The 17,080-nt window shown below is 72.3% G+C and carries 11 protein-coding genes; 8 read left to right on the top strand and 3 right to left on the bottom strand.

Annotation, left to right across the window (positions count from 1 at the left end):
• Position 1: 1 nt before the first annotated feature.
• The 8 genes from OG413_RS03800 to moeZ all read left to right on the top strand — a co-directional run bounded on the left by OG413_RS03800 (position 2) and on the right by moeZ (position 10,567).
• Positions 2-1,105, top strand: a complete 1,104-nt coding sequence (locus tag OG413_RS03800; protein WP_266802992.1) for an ABC transporter permease — start codon at positions 2-4, stop codon at positions 1,103-1,105.
• The gene (locus tag OG413_RS03795; RefSeq protein WP_266802991.1) at positions 1,102-2,091 is read left to right on the top strand and encodes an ABC transporter permease; all 990 of its coding nucleotides are present in this window, start codon (positions 1,102-1,104) and stop codon (positions 2,089-2,091) included. The genes OG413_RS03800 and OG413_RS03795 overlap by 4 nt, the downstream gene beginning before the upstream one ends.
• Positions 2,088-3,851: an ABC transporter ATP-binding protein gene (locus tag OG413_RS03790; protein ID WP_266802990.1), complete on the top strand. Its 1,764-nt coding sequence runs from the start codon at positions 2,088-2,090 to the stop codon at positions 3,849-3,851. The genes OG413_RS03795 and OG413_RS03790 overlap by 4 nt, the downstream gene beginning before the upstream one ends.
• A gap of 190 nt (positions 3,852-4,041) precedes the next feature.
• On the top strand, positions 4,042-5,862 hold the full coding sequence (locus OG413_RS03780) for a DUF3492 domain-containing protein (RefSeq protein WP_266802989.1): 1,821 nt from the start codon (positions 4,042-4,044) through the stop codon (positions 5,860-5,862).
• Positions 5,863-5,896: 34 nt separating this feature from the next.
• On the top strand, positions 5,897-7,312 hold the full coding sequence (locus OG413_RS03775; RefSeq protein ID WP_266802988.1) for a hypothetical protein: 1,416 nt from the start codon (positions 5,897-5,899) through the stop codon (positions 7,310-7,312).
• 213 nt (positions 7,313-7,525) lie between these two features.
• The gene (locus OG413_RS03770; RefSeq protein ID WP_266802987.1) at positions 7,526-8,491 is read left to right on the top strand and encodes an NAD(P)-dependent oxidoreductase; all 966 of its coding nucleotides are present in this window, start codon (positions 7,526-7,528) and stop codon (positions 8,489-8,491) included.
• Positions 8,479-9,303 (top strand): spherulation-specific family 4 protein, encoded by an 825-nt coding sequence (locus tag OG413_RS03765; protein ID WP_266802986.1) that lies wholly within the window; start codon positions 8,479-8,481, stop codon positions 9,301-9,303. Before OG413_RS03770 ends, OG413_RS03765 begins: the two co-directional genes overlap by 13 nt.
• Before the next feature lie 85 nt (positions 9,304-9,388).
• Complete coding sequence (gene moeZ / locus OG413_RS03760; RefSeq protein ID WP_266802985.1) at positions 9,389-10,567, top strand: adenylyltransferase/sulfurtransferase MoeZ; 1,179 nt, start codon at positions 9,389-9,391, stop codon at positions 10,565-10,567.
• Positions 10,568-10,680: 113 nt separating this feature from the next.
• On the opposite strand, the gene OG413_RS03755 is transcribed toward moeZ, so the two are convergent.
• From OG413_RS03755 to OG413_RS03745, 3 genes are all read right to left on the bottom strand, one after another.
• On the bottom strand, positions 10,681-12,273 hold the full coding sequence (locus OG413_RS03755) for an alpha/beta hydrolase (RefSeq protein WP_266802984.1): 1,593 nt from the start codon (positions 12,271-12,273) through the stop codon (positions 10,681-10,683).
• A 111-nt stretch (positions 12,274-12,384) separates the two neighbouring features.
• Complete coding sequence (locus tag OG413_RS03750) at positions 12,385-13,983, bottom strand: alpha/beta hydrolase (protein ID WP_266802983.1); 1,599 nt, start codon at positions 13,981-13,983, stop codon at positions 12,385-12,387.
• A 168-nt stretch (positions 13,984-14,151) separates the two neighbouring features.
• Complete coding sequence (locus tag OG413_RS03745) at positions 14,152-17,010, bottom strand: lysylphosphatidylglycerol synthase transmembrane domain-containing protein (protein ID WP_266802982.1); 2,859 nt, start codon at positions 17,008-17,010, stop codon at positions 14,152-14,154.
• Between the last annotated feature and the right edge of the window lie 70 nt (positions 17,011-17,080).

Below are 17,080 nucleotides of genomic sequence, written 5' to 3'. Positions count from 1 at the left end.
CATGTCGGAAGCACTTCTGGTCCAGGAGGCGGGAGCGGCGAACACCGCCCCCGCCTCGGGGGCCCGGCTGTTCCGGCGGCGGCTGCGCGCCCAGCGCGCGGCCACCGCCGCGGCGGTCGTGGTCCTCCTGCTCGTCCTGGTCGCACTCGCCGCGCCGCTGCTCAGCGCGCTGGCGGGCCAGGACCCCAACACCTACCACCCCGACCTCGTCGACTCGGCGGCCGGCGGGGTGCCCATCGGCCCGTTCGGCGGCATCAGCGCGGATCACTGGCTCGGTGTCGAACCGCAGACCGGCCGCGACCTGTTCGCCCGTATCGTGTACGGAGCCCGGGTCTCGCTCGGCGTCGCCGTCGTCGCCACGGTCCTCCAGATCGCGATCGGGCTGGCCATCGGTCTCGCCGCGGCCCTCGGCAGCCGCTGGGTCGACCAGATCCTCAGCCGCATCACCGACATCAACGTCGCCCTGCCGATCATGGTCATCGCCCTGGCGCTCCTGGCGATCGTCCCGGACACCTTCCCCCGGCCCGTGCTGATCGCCCTGGTCATCGGCGGAATCAACTGGGCCGGTACGTCGAAGATCGTGCGGGCCCAGGCCCTCACCCTGAAGTCCCTCGACTTCGTCTCGGCGGCCCGGCTCAGCGGACGCGGCAAGTGGAGCATCGCCCGGCGCGAACTCCTGCCCGCGCTCGCCGCACCCGTCATCACCTACGCCGCGCTGATGTTCCCCACCAACATCGTCGTCGAGGCGGCCCTGTCCTTCCTCGGCGTCGGCATCAAACCGCCCACCCCGTCCTGGGGACAGATGCTCACCGAGGCCGACACCTGGTACCAGGCGGCCCCCACCTATCTGCTGCTCCCCGCCGGACTGCTCTTCGTCACCGTGCTCGCGCTGACCGTCCTCGGCGAGGGCATCCGCACGGCACTCGACCCGCGCGCCGCGTCCCGGCTGCGGATCGGCACCGGACGCAAGGAAGCCGTCGGCACCGGACGCAAGGAAGCCAAGGAAGCCAAGGGCTCCGGTGCGGACACGGCGGCCGAGGTCTCCGAGGCGCCCCGCGCGGGACGTGGGCAGGCCGAAGGACACACCGAGGAGGACCGGGCATGACCGGGTTTCTGCTGCGACGGCTCGCGGGAGCCGTCTTCGTCCTTCTCGCGCTGACCGTCATCCTGTACGCGATCTTCTACGTCGCCCCCGGCGATGTCGCCCAGATCGCCTGCGGCCCGCGCTGCTCACCCGCCCAGGTCGCCCAGGTCACCCAGCAGCTGCGGCTGGACGACCCGGTGTACGTGCAGTACTGGCACTTCCTCCAGGGCATCGTCGCCGGACGCGACTTCTCCACCGGGACCGGGGCCGAGCACTGCTCCGCACCCTGCCTCGGGGTCTCGTACCAGAGCGACCAGCAGGTCACCGAGCTGATCCTGGCCAAGCTGCCGGTCACCGCCTCGCTCGTGATCGGCGCCTTCGTGGGCTGGGTCCTGCTCGGCGTCGGCACGGGAGTGCTGTCCGCCTGGCGGCGGGGCCGGATCACCGAGCGGGTGCTGACCTGGCTGACCCTGGCCGGAACCGCCACGCCCGTCTTCGTCATCGGGCTGCTGCTCATCATCGTCTTCTGCTCCACGCTCCAGTGGCTGCCGTCCCCGACATACGTACCGTTCACGGAGAGCCCCGAGCAGTGGGCCTGGGGGCTGCTCCTGCCCTGGGTGTCGCTGGCCCTCATCGAATCCGCCAAATACGCCCGGCTGACCAGGAGTTCCATGCTGGAGACGCTCGCCGAGGACCATGTGCGCACCTTTCGCGCGTACGGCGTCGGCGAGCGCGCCATCATCGGGCGGCACGCCCTGCGCGGTGCCGTCGCACCCGTGATCGCGCTCAGCGCGCTGGACTTCGGCTCGATGTTCGGCGGCGCGGTCCTGACCGAATCGCTCTTCGGCATCCCCGGCATCGGCCGCGAACTGGTGCACGCCGTCAAGGTCGTCGACCTGCCCGTCGTCGTCGGCATGGTGCTGGTGACCGGCTTCTTCGTGGTGCTCGCCAATACCGTCGCGGACATCCTGTACGCGCTGGCCGACCGACGGGTGGTCCTGTCATGACAACTGCCTCCCCTCCCTCCCCTCCTTCCCCGTCGGTCGAGTCCCCGTCGGTCGAGTCCCCGTTGGTCGAGGTCAAGGACCTCACCATCGACTTCGGCACCGTCCGGGCCGTGGACGGCCTCTCGTTCACCCTGGAGGCGGGCGGCGCGCTCGGCGTCGTCGGTGAATCCGGCTCCGGCAAGAGCGCGTCCGCGTACGCCCTGCTCGGACTGCACCGCGGCACGGGCGCCCGGGTCGACGGTTCGATCCGGGTCGCCGGTACGGACGTGGGCGCCGCGGACGACGCCGCGCTGCGGGCGCTGCGGGGCGCGAAGGCCGCCATGGTCTTCCAGGACCCGCTGTCCTCGCTCGACCCGTACTACACGGTCGGCGACCAGATCGCCGAGGTGTACCGGGTGCACAACTCCGTGTCCCGGCGGGCCGCCCGTGCCCGTGCCGTCGAGGTGCTGGACCGGGTCGGCATCCCGGACGCGGCGCGCCGGGCCGGCTCCCGGCCGCACGAGTTCTCCGGCGGCATGCGGCAGCGGGCGCTCATCGCGATGGCCCTGGCCTGTGAACCGCGGCTGCTGATCGCCGACGAGCCGACCACTGCCCTGGACGTCACCGTGCAGGCCCAGATCCTGGACCTGCTGCACGGCCTGCGGCGCGAGAGCGGCATGGGGCTGCTGCTGGTCACCCATGACGTGGGGGTGGCGGCGGAGAGCGTGGACGAGGTGCTCGTCATGCGGGCGGGCCGTGAGGTCGAACGCGGACCGGTCGCCGAGGTGCTGGGCCGGCCCCGCGAGCCGTACACCAGGGAACTGCTCTCCGCGGTGCCGAGGGTGGACGTGAAGCGGGTGGTGCCGGGCGCGATATCCGTTCCGGTGCCTCGCGCGTCGGCCGTCGCGGCGTCCCACGCCTCCGGACCCGCTGGCATCTCGGCCGAGCCGCGTGTTGTTGTCGCGCCGCCGTTGCTCGAAGCGGTGGACCTGCGGCGCGAGTTCGGCCGCGGGCGTGGCCGGGTCGCCGCCGTGGACGGGGTCTCGCTCACCGTGCACGCCGGCCGGACGCTCGGCATCGTCGGCGAGAGCGGCAGCGGCAAGACGACACTCGGGCGGATGCTGGTGCGGCTGCTCGATCCGACGTCGGGCCGGCTCCGGTACGGAGGTACGGAGATCGGCTCGCTCTCGGAGAGGGGGCTGCGGCCGATGCGGCGCGAGCTCCAGATGGTCTTCCAGGACCCCGTCGCCTCGCTCAACCCGCGCCGGTCGATCGGTGAATCCGTCGCCGACCCGCTCCGGGCGGCGGGGGAGAGCGACGAGACCCGGATCCGCGACCGGGTGGGCGAGCTGCTGGAACGGGTGGGCCTGGACCCCGGCCGGTACGAACGCTATCCGCACGAATTCAGCGGCGGACAGCGTCAGCGCGTCGGGATCGCCCGCGCGCTGGCCGCCGAACCCAAGCTGATCGTCTGCGACGAGCCGGTCTCCGCACTGGACGTCACCACCCAGGCGCAGGTCATCGGGCTCCTCGCCGAGCTCCAGCGCGAGCTGGGCATCGGGCTGGTCTTCATCGCGCACGACCTCGCCGTCGTCCGGCAGGTCAGCGACCGGGTCGCGGTGATGCGCAACGGGGTCGTCGTCGAGCAGGGCGATGCCGACGACGTGTACGGGTCGCCTCAGGACCCGTACACGAAGCAACTGCTGGCGGCCGTGCCCGCCCTCGACCCCGGGCTCGCGGCGGTCCGCCGCGCGGCCCGCAAGGAGCTGGCCGCGGCCTGACCCTGCGTAACTCTCCAACCCCATATCGCGACGGAACGCCGTCGGGGCGGGAAAGTTACGACGGTTCACCCCTTTCGGTGGCGCGACGGACAACCGTCCGTCGCGCCACCGGCGTATCCGCTTACGGTCGTCCCGCTGTGAGTCGCCGTTCCAACGGCGGCCGCTGACAAGGGAGATCGGGAGTGTACTCGTGCGGATCGGACTGCTCACCGACGGTGGCTACCCGTATGCGTTCGGTGAGTCCGGGCTCTCCGGCGAGTCCGGACTCTGGTGCGGCCGGCTGGTGCGCGGTCTTCCTCAGCACGAGTTCGACCTCTTCGCGCTGAGCCGCTCCGCCCATCAGGAGGACCGGGGCTGGGTCCGGCTCCCGCGCCATGTGAGCCGGGTGCGCACCGCGCCGCTGTGGACCGCCGAGGACGGCACCCCGCGCGGCAGCGGCGAGCGCGGGCTCCTGGCCCGCCTCGTGACGGGGGGCCGAGGCTCGTACGGGAGGCGCGAACGGCGGCGCTTCAGGGCGCACATGACGGCGCTCGCCACCGCGGTCTGCGCGGCGGACGGCGTCAGTACGGACGCGGGTTCCGGTTCCGGTTCCCGTTCCGGTACGTCCCGTGCGGCGGCCGGTACGCCCGGTGCGCTCTTCGCCCAGGGCCTCTACGGGCTGGCCGAGCTGGCCGCGGAACGCGGCGGTCTGCACACCGCCCTGCGCTCCGAGACCACCGTACGCATCCTGGAATCGGCCTGCCGCGCCCGAGGCACCGGCCGGACCGTCCAGAGCGCCACCGTGCCCGACCACCTCGCCTTCGCCGCCGAGCTGGAGCGCATCCTGCGCCCGCTCTCCCTCGACTGGTACGGCGGGGAGAGCCTCGGGGCGGTCGACCTCTGCCATGCGGCATCGGGTGGCGCCGCGGCCCTGCCGGGGCTGCTGGCCAAACGCTTCTTCGGGGTGCCGCTGCTGGTCACGGAGCACGGCGTGCCGCTGCGGGCGCACTATCTGGCCGCGCCCGACGCGCCGTTCAGCGCGCCGGTACACGCCCTGCTCGCGAACTTCCACGGACTGCTGGCCGCCGAGGTCTACCGGCAGGCCGAACTCATCACCCCCGGCAACACCCATGTACGCCGCTGGCAGGAGCGGTGCGGCGCCGACCGCGCCAAACTGCGCACGGTCCACCCCGGCATGGCGGCGGACCGCTTCACGGGCGTGGGGGAGGCCGACGACAACGGCGGCCCGGACACCCTGGTCTGGGTCGGCCGGATCGAGCCCGCCAAGGACCTGATCTCCCTGCTCCACGCGTTCACCGAGGTCCGCCGCGCCGAACCGGACGCCCGGCTGCGGATCTTCGCCGCCCCGGCCGAGAGCGCCGAGGGCACCACGTACCTCACGCACTGCCGGGCGCTGGCCGCCCAGCTCTTCCCCGACGAGGCCACCGGAGCGCACGCCGAGGGCGACAATCCGGTCTCCTTCGAGGAGATCGGCGGCCCCAAGGTCCCCGACCTCGCCGAGGCGTACGCGGCGGCCGGCGTCGTCGTGCTCTCCAGCGTGGTCGAGGGCTTCCCGGCCGGTCTGGTCGAGGCGATGTTCTGCGGCCGGGCCACCGTCTCCACGGACGTGGGAGCGGTCGTCGAAGTCATCGGCGGTACGGGGCTCGTAGTGCCCCCGCGCAATCCGCGGGCGCTCGCCGACGCCTGCGTCACGCTGCTGCGCGACCCCGAACGCCGTGCACGCCTGGGCGCGGCGGCGCGGGCGCGGGCGCTCGAACTGTTCACCGTCGAACAGAACCTCGCGGCATTTCGCGGCATTTACCTGGAGCTGATCTCGCGCTCCCCGGTGTGCCGGGAGGCCGACGCGGTGGACGCCGACGGCGATCCCCGTCCGTTCGCCACCCCGCCGGAGGCCCAGGTGTCCGGCCACTGGACACGGCCCGCCGCCCGGGTGCCCGGATGGGCCGCCGAACCTGCGGGCGTGTACGCGGGCGCGGCACGCGGCGCGGGAACCGGGGGCAGCGATGCGTGACCACCTGACGGGCCACGACCACGGAGGATTCCCGATGCGCCGACCGACCGAGGGGCGCGAAGTCCCCGGCGCCCATGACACCCCGGCCGCCCCGCGCGCCGGCGGCGCCTGGGACCCGCGCTCCGAGGCGCTGGTCCTGGCGACCTCGGCGACCCCGGCGACCTCCGCCACATCAGCCACATCAGCCACATCGGCCCCTCCGGTCACCGCGTTCGCGGAGATCTCCGAGCCCCCGTGGGGCCTCTCGTCCGGCGCCGACCGGCAGGGCGGGGCCCCCGTGCCGGAGGACAGCGCGACAGGGGCGCCCACATCGGGGGGCCGTGCGGCGGATGGTCCCGAGGCAGAAGGCCCCGTGTCCAAGGGCCCCAGGCCCCGCATCACCCGCCGGGGCCCCGCCGACCCCGTGAAATCGCTCATGCACAGCCATCGCGAACTCTGCGAACGCGCCGTCGACGCCCTGGAGATCGCCGCCGGTCTTGAGGCCCACGGACTCACCGACCGCACCGCCGCCCGCTACCGGCACCGGGACGTCTTCTCGCTCGCCGAGGAGCTGTACGCCCGGGTTCCGGGCGGCGTGGGGGAGCCCGGAACCCGACGGGCTCCCGGACCCGGGCCCGACACCGAGGCACGGGCCGGCTGGACGCTGCTCGCGATGCTGCCGGGCGCCGCCTGTCTCGCGACCTCGTGCGCGCTGCGCGCCGCGGAAGGCGTCCTGGGAGGAGGAGCGCGATTCGCCGTGACCGCGCTCGGGGCGCTCCTCGTGCTTCTGGCCCTGCGGCTGTGCCTACGGCGCGGACCGTTGCACGCCCCCGAAGGCTCCGGCCGGAGCGCACTGTACGGCTGCTGGCTCCTCGCCTACGCCGTGTACGGCGAGGAGTTGCTCGCCCAGGTGATCAGCGGTGGACCCGACGGGCACTGGACCGGTACACCCGCCCCGCTGCTCGGGCTCGCGCTCGCCGTGGCCCCCGCCGCGTGGTGCGTGCACCTCTTCTCCGTACACGCACACCGCAAACTCACCGGCAGCCGCGCACTGGAGGAGTTCGGTGCCGGTGTGCGCCCCCTGCTCCTCGGTGCCGTCGCGCTCTTCCTGTGCGCGCTCGTGCCGTTGCTCCTCCTCGCCGACCTGGGATACGCGGGCGGCGGCACGCCCGTCGCCGTCACGGCCCTCGGCGTCCTGTTCTTCCTGGCCCGGCTGCTCTGCGCGCACGGCTTCCCGGAGGCCGCCACCACCGGGCTCGCCGCCGCCTGTGCCGTCGAAGCGGCGGCCCCCGCCCTGATCCTCGCCGGGCGTCTGCCCGGCCTCGACCTCCTCGCCCGGCCGGTGAACGCCCTCGTCACCTGGGCCGGCACCGGAGCCGTACCCGCCCTCGCCTGTGGAGCGGCCGCCCTCGGGCTGCTCATCCACGCCGCCGTCGCCCTCTCCCGGGCATCCGCCCACGCGAGGGCCTGACCCCCCATCGAGGCACCACCGCACCGACGCGCTGCTGCCCCGCTCCGCACCACCGCCCCACCTCGTACCACCGCCCGACCCCGCACCACCGCCCCACCCCGCGGAGCCGACGCCGTGGGCCCGCCTCGCACGTAACTGCCCCAAGGAGACACCGGACATGACGCCCCAATCCCCCGCACCGGCAACGCGCCGCCGGCACCGAAGGGGTGCACGATGAGGGTGCTGCTGCTCGGAGCCAACGGATTCCTCGGCCGCTTCGTCGCCGACCGCCTGCTCGCCGATCCCGCCGTGCACCTCACGGCACTCGGCCGCGGCGACGACGCCGACGTACGGTTCGACCTCGCGGGCGGCAGCCCCGGAGCGCTCACCCGCTTCCTGGACGCCGTCCACCCCGGGGTCGTCGTCAACTGCGCGGGCGCCACCCGCGGCGGCGCCCGGGACCTGACCAGGCACAACACCGTCGCCGTCGCCACCGTCTGCGAGGCGCTGCGCCGCAGCCGCTGCGGGGCCAGGCTCGTCCAGGTCGGCTGCGCCTCCGAGTACGGGCCCTCGCAGCCCGGCTCCTCGACCGCCGAGGACGCCATCCCGCGCCCCGGCGGCCCGTACGGGGTCAGCAAGCTCGCCGCGACCGAACTAGTCCTCGGCTCGGACCTGGACGCCGTCGTGCTCAGAGTGTTCTCACCGGTCGGCCCCGGCACCCCGGCGGGCTCGCCGCTCGGCAGGCTCGCCGAGGCCATGCGCCGGGCCATGCAGTCCGGCGACGGCGAGCTCAAGCTCAGCGGGCTCGGCGTGCAGCGTGACTTCGTCGACGTACGGGACGTGGCGCGCGCCGTGCACGCCGCCTCGCTCTCCGCCGCCCAGGGCGTCGTCAACATCGGCACCGGCCGGGCCGTACGGCTGCGCGACGCGGCCGCCGTCCTCGCCAGGGTCGCCGGGTACGCGGGCGCACTCCACGAGCTGGACACGCCCCCCGCCCGGATTCCGATCGGCGCCCCGCGCGCCTCCACCGAATCCGTCGTCGAGCACCTCTCGGCCACCCCGTCCCCGTACCCGGACGGCTGCGGCGGCTGGCAGCAGGCCGACGTCCGCACCGCCCGCGACCGGCTGGGCTGGCGGCCCCGGATCAATCTGGAGGAGTCCCTCGCCGACATCTGGATGGAGGCGGCGTGCCGTATCTGACCACCACCGGTGCCGCGCGGCGGACCTGTGGCGGCGAACAACTCGGCTTCGGCGTCCCCGGATACGCCCATCCGCTGCTCGCGCCCACCGAATGGGCCGAGCTGGTGCGGCCGGGCACTCCGCTGCACTGGGCGGTCCTCAACATCGCCGACGGACCCGGCTCCCGGCCGGACCCGCACTGTCTGGAGGCCGCGGGCCGGCTCCGCAACGCCCGGGAGCGGGCCCTGCACGGCGAGGCCCCGGACGACTCCGTCCGGGCCGCGGGCGGCAGGCTGCTGGGCCACCTCGACCTGGCCTTCGGCAACCGCCCCTTCGGCGAGCTGATCGCCGACGCGCGGTCCTTCCTCGACTGGTACCGGGTCGGCGGCTTCTACCTCGGCCGCTGCCCGGCCGAGCGGGCCGACCTCCCGGCGGTCCGGCGGCTCACCAGCACCCTGCACACCCTGCTGGAGGGGAGCGACAGCGGCGACGAGGGCGGGCGCCTCGTGCTGGGGCACGGCACCCACCCGTATCCGGGGTACGCCGAGACCGCCGATCAGCTGGTCACCTTCCGCGGCCCGTGGACCGACTACCGCTGGTCACAGGTGGCCCAGTGGACGGCCGACTACCCGCCGGAGCGCTTCGCGCACTTCGTCCACGGCGTTCCGCGCACCCATCTCGAAGAGGCCATGCGCATCGCCCGCTGGCAGGGGGCCGGGACGATCTTCTTCACCGACCGGGACGACCATCACGGACAAACCGATCCATTCGCGGCGCTGCCCAGTTACTGGGACGAAATCGTCTCGCGGATCGGACCAGGTATCTCGGAATGAGAGGGGGCGTGGCAGTGTTACGGCAAGAACAACCGTACGTAGATGAAGTACGTAGAATCCGACCACCTGCATTGTTGAGGTTCCTGTGTCGCTGCCACCCCTGGTCGAGCCAGCTGCTGAGCTCACCGTCGACGAGGTCCGCAGGTACTCCCGCCACCTGATCATCCCCGATGTCGGGATGGACGGACAGAAGCGCCTGAAGAACGCGAAGGTGCTCTGTGTGGGCGCCGGCGGTCTCGGCTCGCCGGCCCTGATGTACCTGGCCGCGGCGGGCGTCGGGACGCTCGGCATCGTGGAGTTCGACGAGGTCGACGAGTCGAACCTGCAGCGCCAGATCATCCACAGCCAGGCCGATATCGGCCGCTCCAAGGCACAGTCCGCCAAGGACTCGGTGCTGGGCATCAACCCGTACGTGAACGTCATCCTCCACGAAGAGCGGCTCGAAGCCGAGAACGTGATGGAGATCTTCGCGCAGTACGACCTGATCGTGGACGGCACGGACAACTTCGCCACCCGCTATCTCGTCAACGACGCCGCGGTCCTGCTGAACAAGCCGTACGTATGGGGCTCGATCTACCGCTTCGACGGCCAGGCATCCGTGTTCTGGTCCGAGCACGGCCCCTGCTACCGCTGCCTCTACCCGGAGCCCCCGCCCCCCGGCATGGTTCCCTCCTGCGCCGAGGGCGGCGTGCTGGGCGTGCTCTGCGCGTCCATCGGCTCCATCCAGGTCACCGAGGCCATCAAACTGCTCGCCGGTATCGGTGACCCGTTGGTCGGCCGTCTGATGATCTACGACGCCCTGGAGATGCAGTACCGCCAGGTCAAGGTCCGCAAGGACCCCGACTGCGCGGTCTGCGGCGAGAATCCGACCGTCACCGAGCTCATCGACTACGAGGCCTTCTGCGGCGTCGTGTCCGAGGAGGCCCAGGAGGCGGCGCTCGGCTCCACGATCACTCCCCAGCAGCTCAAGGAGTGGATCGACGCCGACGAGAAGATCGAGATCATCGACGTCCGCGAGCCGAACGAGTACGAGATCGTCTCGATCCCGGGTGCCAAGCTGATCCCGAAGAACGAGTTCCTGATGGGCAACGCCCTCTCGGACCTCCCGCAGGACAAGCGCATCGTCCTGCACTGCAAGACCGGTGTCCGCAGCGCCGAGGTCCTCGCGGTCCTCAAGTCGGCGGGCTTCGCCGACGCGGTGCACGTGGGCGGCGGAGTGATCGGCTGGGTGCACCAGATCGAGCCCGAGAAGCCGGTCTACTAGAGCCTGAACCGAACAGGGGCCGGTCCGCGGAATGCGGACCGGCCCCTTCTCGTGTGCGGGCGGTACGGGCCGGCCCTTTCGCGTGTGCGGGTGCCAGAGGGACGGCGGGAACGTTACGAGCAGGTCTTCCCGTCCGCCGGAACCTTCCCGTCCAGGAAGTAGTCGTCGACGATCGAGGTCACACACCCGCTCTCGCCGTACGCGCCGTGTCCCTCGCCCTTGTTGGTGACCATGATCCCGACGCCCTTGCCCAGCTCGTCGGCCATCTTCCGCGCGCCCTCGTACGGCGTCGCCGGGTCACCGGTCGTGCCGATCACCAGGACCGGACCGGCGCCCGGAGCGCTCGCCTCCGGGGTGTCGTGCTCACCTTCCACCGGCCACTCGGCGCACCAGCCCGCGGTGTCCCAGGCGAGGAACGGGCCGAAGACCGGGGACAGCTGCCTGAACTCGGGCAGCAGCGCCCTGGCCTCGTCCGCCGTGGGGCGGGCCTTGGAGTCGGCGCACGAGATGGCCCGCTGCGAGTGGTTCTGGGTGTCGTAATGCCCGTTCTCGTCCCGGCCGTTGTAGGAGTCGGCCAGCTGGAGCAGCCCATTGCCCGTGCCGCTGTTCTCGGCCTCGTCGAGCGCCTCGGTCAGAGTCGGCCAGCTGCTCCTGGAATAGAGCGGGGTCACGATGCCGGTGATGGCGAGCGACTCGCTGAGCTTGCGCCCGGTGCCGGTCGGCAGCGGGTTCTTGTCGATCCGCTCCAGCAGCCGCGCGATCCGCTGGGTGCCCGCCTTCGGGTCCTGGCCCCGGTCCTTCAGGTAGTTCTCCAGCGCCCGCTGGAAGCCGGTGGCCTGGTTCCGGGCATGTCCGACCCCGTCGGCCGTCGGGTCGACGACCGCGTCCAGCACGGTGCGCCCCACGTTCTTGGGGAAGAGGTGCGCGTACGTGCCGCCGAGCTCCGTACCGTAGGACATGCCGAAGTAGGAGAGCTTCTTGTCGCCGAGCACCTGCCGGATCAGGTCCAGGTCACGGGCGGCGTTCGTCGTCCCCACGTGGGGCAGGACCTCGCCCGAGCGGCGTTCGCAGCCCGCGCCGAAGGCCGCGCCGTCCTTGACGAACGCCTCCTCCTCCGCCGCCGTGTCCGGGGTCATGTCGATGCTCCGGTAGGACTGTTCCTGCTCCTCGTCGGTGCGGCAGTTCACCCCGGCGCTGGCCGCGACCCCGCGCGGATCGAAACTCACCAGGTCGTAGCGGGAGTTGAGATTCCCGTACGAACCGGCGGCGCGCGGCAGTATGTCGACGCCCGAACCGCCGGGCCCGCCGAAGTTGAAGAGCATCGAGCCGAGCCGACCGCTCTTGTCCCGGGCCTCCTTGCGGATCAGCGCGATCTTGATCGTCTTGTCGGACGGCTTCGCGTAGTCCAGCGGTACGTCGACGGTGGCGCAGCGCCAGCCGGAGCCGGGGGCGGTGCCGCCCTCGGGGGCCTTGCAGCGCTTCCAGTCCGGCCGCTGGGAGGTGAGCGACGCGGGCAGCACGGGGGACTTGGGGTCGTCCGCGGGGGACGCGGCGGCGGTGGGGGTGCTCGGTGCGGCGGACCGCCCGGCCGCCGGTTCCGCCCCGGTCGGCTCCGGCTCCGAGCTGCAGCCCGCGAGGGCTCCGGCAGCCAGCAGGGCCGCCCCGGTCAGGGCCACCGCCCGACGGGTCCGTCCTTGTACACGCATGTGCTGGAATCCCTCCCGATGCCCGAAGTCGCTTGACGTGCCGGGCCGTACAGATGTGCGGCCATGCTAGGGGGTGTCCCGCGCGGGCGCTGTCGCACGCCGGTCCGGGACTCAGCCGCAGACCGTGCCGGCCGCCGGGACCTTGCCGTTCAGCAGGTAGCCGTCGACCGCCTTCTGTACGCAGGCGTCGCCGCTGTTGTACGCGCCGTGTCCCTGGCCCTTGTACGTCAGCTCGATCCCGACGCCCTTGCCCAGTTCCCCGGCCATCGCCCGTGCCCCCTTGTACGGGGTCGCCGGGTCACCGGTGTTGCCGATGACCAGGACGGGGTCCGCACCCGGGGCGCTGACGTCCGGGGTGTCCCAGGCGCCCGCGACCGGCCAGCCGGTGCAGCTCAGCAGCCCCCAGCCCAGATAGTCGCCGAACACCGGCGACGCCTTGCGGTACTCGGGGAGTGCGGCCTTCGTCTGCTCCAGGGTGAACCGCTGCTTGGAGTCCGCGCAGCTGATGGCGATGTTGGCGGCCGTGGAGTTGTCGTAATGCCCCTTCTCGTCACGGCCGTTGTAGGAGTCGGCGAGGGCCAGGAGCAGTGCGCCGTTGCCGCCGTCCGCCTCGTCGAGGCCCTGTTCGAGCAGGGTCCAGCTCTCCTTGGAGTAGAGGGCGGAGGCGACGGCCGTGGTCGCCTGGGACTGGGTCAGCCGCCGGTCGCCGAGGCCGTCGACCGGTTGCTTCTCCAACTGGTCGAGGAGATCGGCGATCCACTGCTCGACCTCCTTGCCGGTGGCCCCGGGGAGCTTGCAGTTGTCGCGGCCCGCGCAGTCGGCGGTGAAGCTGTCGAAGGCGAGCTGGAAGCCCTTGGCCTGGCCGAGGGAGGACTGCCCGGAGTTCTGGGTGGGGTCGACCACCGCGTCCAGGACCGCCCGGCCGACGCGCTCGGGGAACAGATGGGCGTAGACACCACCCAGTTCGGTGCCGTACGAGATGCCGAAGTAGGAGAGCTTGTCGTCGCCGAGCACCTGCCGCATCAGGTCCAGGTCACGGGCGGCGTTCGTCGTTCCCACGAAGGGCAGTTCGGCGCCCGAGTTCTTCTCGCAGTCCGCGATGTACGACTTCTGGTCCGCGACGAGTGCCTTCTCCTCGGCGGCGTCGTCGGGGGTGGAGTCCTCCTGGTTGCGGGCGTCCATCGACGCGTTGTCCGAGCACTCGACGCCCTCGCTGCGGCCGACCCCGCGCGGGTCGAAGCTCACCAGGTCGTAGCGGGTACGGAGCTTCTCGTACTCCGTACCGAAGGCAGGCAGCGTGGCGACGCCGGAGGCGCCGGGGCCACCGAAATTGAACAGGAGGGAACCGATCCGCCGTTCCTGGTTCCTGGCCTTTCCCCGGACCAGCGCCAGCTCGATCGTCCTGCCGTCCGGCTTCCCGTAATCGAGCGGGGCGTCCATGAAGGAGCACTCCCAGACGGTGCCGCCGGGCAGCGGGGAGGGCGATCCGCCGCCGCCCTGGGCCTCGTTCGGGGCCGGGCAGGGCTGCCAGTCGAGCTTCTGGGACGACAGTTTCCGCGCCGTCGAGGACGGTGAGGCGGTCGATGCCTCGGAGGGCGTGGACCGGTCCGCACCGCCGCTGTCGCTGCTGTCCGAGCAGGCGGCCAGGGGCAGCAGCACGGTGGCGGTGGCAGCGAGGGCAGCGGCACGCAGGGCGGGGGAAGTCCTCATGAGCCCATCGTGCGGCGGGGCACGGGGGAGCGCGCGGGGCACGGTCCATGCGGGTGGCGCGGGGCCCGGTACGGAGGGGTGGGGCCCGGTACCGGGTATGGCGGGGTGGGGCCCGGTACCCGATGCCGCGGGGCGGCGCTGTTTCCCGTACGCCGGTCGGCGCGGGGGCTAGAGCTCGCCCTTGCGGGTCAGATGGCTGAAGCAGATCCAGCCGGGCAGCACCGGCAGCCACAGCGTCATCACGCGGTACAGCAGCACCGCGGGCGCCGCGACCTCCTTCGGCAGGCCGACCGCGATCAGGCCCAGCGTCAGCGCACCCTCGACCGCGCCCATGCCGCCCGGGGTGGGCGCCGCCGAACCCAGCGCGTTCCCGGCGAGGAAGACCACCGCGATGCTCGCGTAACTGAGCTGGGGGACGTCGGGGCCGCTGAACGCCCGGATCGACGCGTCCAGGCAGAGGACGAACAGGCCGGTCAGCAGCAGCATGCCGCCGATGCCGGTGAGCAGCTTCTGCGGGCGCTGCACGACATCGAGCATGCGCGGGACGACTCCGGCGAACAGCGACCTCACCCGGGTCACCACGAACTTCCGCAGGAACGGAATCGCGGTCACCACCAGCACCAGCACCGCGACCGTGAGCAGCCCGGCGATGACCGTGCGGGACGGTGTGAGCGAGTCCGGGGTCTTCTCGGTACCGGTCAGATAGCCGAACAGCGCCAGCAGCAGGATGTGGGAGCCGAGCCCGAACAGCTGGGAGGCGCCGACACTCGCGACGGCCAGTCCGGGGCGCACCCCGGACCGCTGCAGGAAACGGGTGTTCAGCGCCACACCGCCGACCGCCGCCGGAGCGACGATCTTCACGAACGAGCCGGCCACCTGCGCCAGCACGGTCTTGCCGAAGGGCACCCGTTCCGGCACGAAGCCCAGCAGGCTCATCGCCGCCGCGACGTAGCTCAGGGCCGAGAAGCCCAGCGCGGCCGCCACCCAGCCCCACTCCGCCTCCTCGACGACCGTGCCGAAGTCGGCCTGGGTGACCTGGGAGATCAGGAAGTACGCGGCGATGGAACCGGCGATGAAGGTGAGGAGGGTGCGCGGCTTGATGCGTTCGAGGCGGACCGGTTCGACCGGGGCCTGCGGCCGGATCAGCAGCACCTCGCGGCGGATCTGGGTGAGCAGATCCTCCTCGCGCGCCTCGTCCAGCGCATCGTCTATCGCCCGCTTCTCGGCCTGCTTCTCGGTGCGCAGGGACTTCCGGTCCGCCTTGCGGTCACCGGACCCGGCCGCCCCTTCGCCCGCCCCGGTGGTCCCGGAGCCGTCCGTACGCAGGTGCTTGGCCGCCTGGGACGCCTCCAGCACCGCCTCGCGCTCGCGCTGCGCACGCTCGCGGGCGATCCTGCGCAGCGCCGCCCGGGTGGAGCGGCTCAGCGCGATCGGCTGGAGCAGCGGCAGGGAGTCGGCGACGGCGTCGGGCCCGAGCACGGCGAGCGCCCCGGCGACGGACCGCTCGGCTCCCACCCGCAGCCCCAGGGTGGTGAGGAGCTGGGCGACATCCATCCGCAGGACCAGGTCCCCGGCCGCGATCTCCCCGCCCCGCAGATCCGTGACGAACGCCTTGCCGGAACGATCCACCAGAATCGCGTCACCGGTGAGCCTGCGGTGCGCGATGCGCCGGGACTGGAGAGCCTTCACCTGACGCCAGGCGCTGCGCACCAGGTCGTCGGTGATCTCCGCGTCCTCCATCGCGTCCAGGGAACGGCCGCCGATGTGCTCGTACACGAGCATCACCGCGTCGGGCCCCAGTTCGGACGTGGCGATCAGTTTGGGCGCGTTGGCCCCGGCGGCGATCGCCGCGTACGCGAGCAGCGCCTCCTGCTCCAGGGCCTGGCGCAGCGACTGGATGGACCGGCGCTGGGTGATGCCGCGCAGTGTGAGCCTGCGCCACACCCGGTAGAAGAACCCCTGGGCCTGCTGCTCTCTGTCGACGACCGTCACATCGAGCGGAGGCCCGTCCTCCAAGGTGACCAGATAGCGCCGCCCGCGGTCGTTCTGGTCGGCGTTGTCGGGGGCGTCCTCGGCGCGCATCGCGGCGACCGGGTGGAACCCGACGTGGCGCAGGCCTGCCATCAGGTGCTGGCCGGTCGGCCGGACGTTGGGCGAGCCGACCGCGTACAGGGTGCCGTACGCGACGGTCCAGCCGATCAGCACGGTGAGGATGATCGAGAACGGGGTGGTGTAGCCGCCGACCAGCATCGCGAACGCGTCGAGGAGCAGGACCACCCACAGCACGACCCGCCAGCGCGGCCGTCTCGCCATCCCGACCGCCGTCATATAGGCGATGACGGGGGCGAGGTAGCCGTGCACGGGATCGGTGAGCCCGTCCCCGGGCTGCGGCTGGGTCAGCGCGTCCTGGATGGTGGCGGGGGCCGAACCGGAGACCCAGAGGTCGGTGGCGAGCGTGACGCCATGGGCGAGCACGGCGGCGAGCACACCGTCCGCGATGCGCAGCCCGTCCCGTTTGACCAGGCGCTCGATGGCGAAGGCGACGGGGACGAGCAGCACGGCGATGCTGGACACCAGTCCGGCCATCTTGATCAGCAGGTCGGGAGCCTGCGCCGTGCCCTTGGAGATGTCGTCCTCAAGGCCGGTGGTGGTGTTCTGGGCGAAGACGGCGATGGTGAACAGGACGACGATCGCGAGGATGCCGACGAGCAGCCGCAGCAGGTCGGAAGGGCGGTGGACCCGCGCGGGAAGCAGCGGCTCGTCGCCGGAGACCCGGTCGGTCAGCCCGTTCTCGACGGTCGCGAGGGTCGAGCCGGAGAGGTGGCCCTCCCGCTCGTGCTCCGGTGCGTCAGGTCCGTGAGGCGCGTCCGGTCCGTCGGGTGCGGCCGGTGCGGCCGGTCGGGCCGCTTGTTCCGGTGCGGAACCGGAGGTGCCGTCGGCGGTGTTCCCAGCGGTGTTCCCGGCGGTTTCCGACGCGTGCGGGCGCGGTTCGGCATTGGGGGCGTCCGCCCCCTTCGGTGGCTGCACGCCCTGCTCCTTCGTCGCCTCTGAATCGTCTTCGTGGTCTCGTATCACCGGTCACCGCCCGCATGATGGT

This window comes from Streptomyces sp. NBC_01433 (assembly GCF_026340105.1).
Classification (GTDB): domain Bacteria; phylum Actinomycetota; class Actinomycetes; order Streptomycetales; family Streptomycetaceae; genus Streptomyces.
Note: the sequence above shows the minus strand (reverse complement) of the source record. Positions and strands in the feature narration are given on the sequence as shown.

Coding starts and splice junctions, on each gene's coding strand:
- OG413_RS03775 (WP_266802988.1), top strand. CDS start 5,897: ATGCGCCGACCGACCGAGGGGCGCGAAGTCCCCGGCGCCCATGACACC.
- OG413_RS03750 (WP_266802983.1), bottom strand. CDS start 13,983: ATGAGGACTTCCCCCGCCCTGCGTGCCGCTGCCCTCGCTGCCACCGCC.
- OG413_RS03795 (WP_266802991.1), top strand. CDS start 1,102: ATGACCGGGTTTCTGCTGCGACGGCTCGCGGGAGCCGTCTTCGTCCTT.
- OG413_RS03755 (WP_266802984.1), bottom strand. CDS start 12,273: ATGCGTGTACAAGGACGGACCCGTCGGGCGGTGGCCCTGACCGGGGCG.
- OG413_RS03800 (WP_266802992.1), top strand. CDS start 2: ATGTCGGAAGCACTTCTGGTCCAGGAGGCGGGAGCGGCGAACACCGCC.
- OG413_RS03770 (WP_266802987.1), top strand. CDS start 7,526: ATGAGGGTGCTGCTGCTCGGAGCCAACGGATTCCTCGGCCGCTTCGTC.
- OG413_RS03790 (WP_266802990.1), top strand. CDS start 2,088: ATGACAACTGCCTCCCCTCCCTCCCCTCCTTCCCCGTCGGTCGAGTCC.